This is a genomic window from Fortiea sp. LEGE XX443 (assembly GCF_015206815.1).
Taxonomy (GTDB): domain Bacteria; phylum Cyanobacteriota; class Cyanobacteriia; order Cyanobacteriales; family Nostocaceae; genus Nostoc_B.
Genome location: NZ_JADEXZ010000152.1, coordinates 1 through 1893 on the forward strand (window position 1 = coordinate 1; position 1893 = coordinate 1893).

The following is a 1893-nucleotide window of genomic DNA, read 5'->3' on the forward strand; positions in this document are numbered from 1 at the left end:
CTCGAAACAGTCCTCCACCTGCCACTGCTTCACTAAAAAAACGAACGCAGATAGAGCAACAAATTGAGTTCTTCCGTGTCACTGTGTTCTCAACTTGAAAGTCCGGAAAGTTTTCTGCACCACTAAGGAGTGTTTCTTTTATCTGGAGCAGGATGTTCTACTACCCCAAACATTACCGTAAATCATCTTTGTCAAGTTCTACTTGACAAAGATGGGGACAACTATGTAAAGTAATACTTGACAAAGAACAGACAAAGCCATGAAAAACCGATTGAAAGAACTTCGACAACTGCACCAGTGGTCACAATCTGACCTTGCTAGGGAATTAGGAGTCAGTCGTCAAGCGGTCAATGGTTTTGAATCTGGCAAGTTTGATCCCAGCCTAGATATGGCTTTTAAAATTGCTAGTCTGTTCAACGTTTCACTCGAAAACGTTTTCATTTATGAGGAAAAAAATTCTATGCAAACACTTGTTGAGCGATTCAAAAATTACTTTGGTTTCGAGTTTGGTTTTGAGAGGTTTACTCAAAAGGCAATCAACGCGGTTCAGTTTGCACGAAATGAGGCAGCGCGATCGCACAAATCACAAGTCGAGCTAGAACATCTGCTGGCTGGCTTGTTGGCTGATCAAACCACAACAAGTGCTTGTTTACTTCGAGCAAATGGCATGACCTTAGTCATCGAAACCAATGAGCATTCTTTTGAATCTCGTGAGAATCCGAAATTTAGCCGGCAGAGTAAATTCGTTCTAGAGCTTGCCTTGCAAGTTGTTCGGCTTCCAGGTAAGAACTCTATTGGAACTGAACATCTGTTATGGGGTTTACTCCGTCTAGCTGAAACAGACAAGACGACTGCCAGTAAACTATTCCAAGGATACGAAATTGATCTCGAAACCCTAAACAATCAACTAGCAGAAATGATCTAAACTTACACCAAAAACTATAAGCTTCCCTATTGGCCTATCTTAATTTCAGCGATTCTCCAGAAGAGACACTGTGCGATCGCACGCCTATGCTATCATTTGGTACTGAAGGCCATCTCACCGTCAAAATAGTGCAGTCAGACTGAGCAACCCAACAATGTGGCACACCTGCACACCACAGCACATAATCACCCTCACAAGATAAAGTAATCTCCCTATCCTCAAACTGAAGGCAAAATTGACCATTAATCAAGATGGAAAGAGTCGCAGCTTGGTTATTTACTGCCCACTCGATTCTACTGTCTCCTGCTTTATGGACACCCCATTTAATTTCTAGTGCTGCGGTTGAGCGTGGATCATCATCTGGGGTGATAAAGTGTCCCATAAACCAACCCCAGCGATTTGCATCTCCGCTGACAGCATTACCAAAAATAACTTTAGGCTGCATGATTCACCTCGAAGTCAGGAACTAAAATTTGTCCGGTATCACCTGCATCTTTGTATTGTTTAAGGACTTGAGTTGCGGCTTTTTCTGCACCTAATGCTACCAATGCCACACAAGCTCCTCCAAAACCTGCACCAGTCAACCTTGCACCAAATACACCAGAGGTTTGCTGTAAAATTTCTACCAATGTATCTAATGCTGGTACAGAAACTTCATAATCATCCCGCAAACTAGCATGAGATGCGTTCATCAATTCGCCAAAACGCTCAGGTGTTACTCCTTGCAAAACTTCTAAGACACGGTTTATTCAAATATTGCACATCTATAGGACTAGTATTTGATTTCTGAAAAAGCTCCGTACATCTGGAGAGAGAGAAAATCAAAGGTAGTGTTTCGGAGAAACCACTCAAACATCCACTTTAAATGAGAGAATGTTGGAATTAAAGCGCAAAAACGTCTAACCCAGGTTTTTGCTTGTAACCAAATATCTTCTATAGGATTTTGGGATGGGCAGTTAGGAGCAAAG

General features: G+C 42.0%; 2 protein-coding genes and 2 pseudogenes. 1 reads left to right on the forward strand and 3 read right to left on the reverse strand.

Features of this window, described 5'->3' with window-relative positions; translation table 11 throughout:
* Positions 1-259 precede the first annotated feature (259 nt).
* Entirely contained in the window at positions 260-925 is a 666-nt protein-coding gene (locus IQ259_RS26850; protein WP_193889015.1) for a helix-turn-helix transcriptional regulator, read from the forward strand.
* A 34-nt stretch (positions 926-959) separates the two neighbouring features.
* On the opposite strand, the gene IQ259_RS26855 is transcribed toward IQ259_RS26850, so the two are convergent.
* The 3 genes and pseudogenes from IQ259_RS26855 to IQ259_RS26865 form a co-directional block, all read right to left on the reverse strand.
* Positions 960-1370 (reverse strand): signal peptidase I, encoded by a 411-nt coding sequence (locus IQ259_RS26855; RefSeq protein ID WP_193889016.1) that lies wholly within the window; start codon positions 1368-1370, stop codon positions 960-962.
* Positions 1360-1671: pseudogene (locus tag IQ259_RS26860) on the reverse strand (galactokinase); the annotation flags it as partial. The gene IQ259_RS26855 and the pseudogene IQ259_RS26860, both read right to left, overlap by 11 nt.
* Before the next feature lie 26 nt (positions 1672-1697).
* Positions 1698-1893, reverse strand: a pseudogene (locus IQ259_RS26865) (IS630 family transposase); the annotation flags it as partial.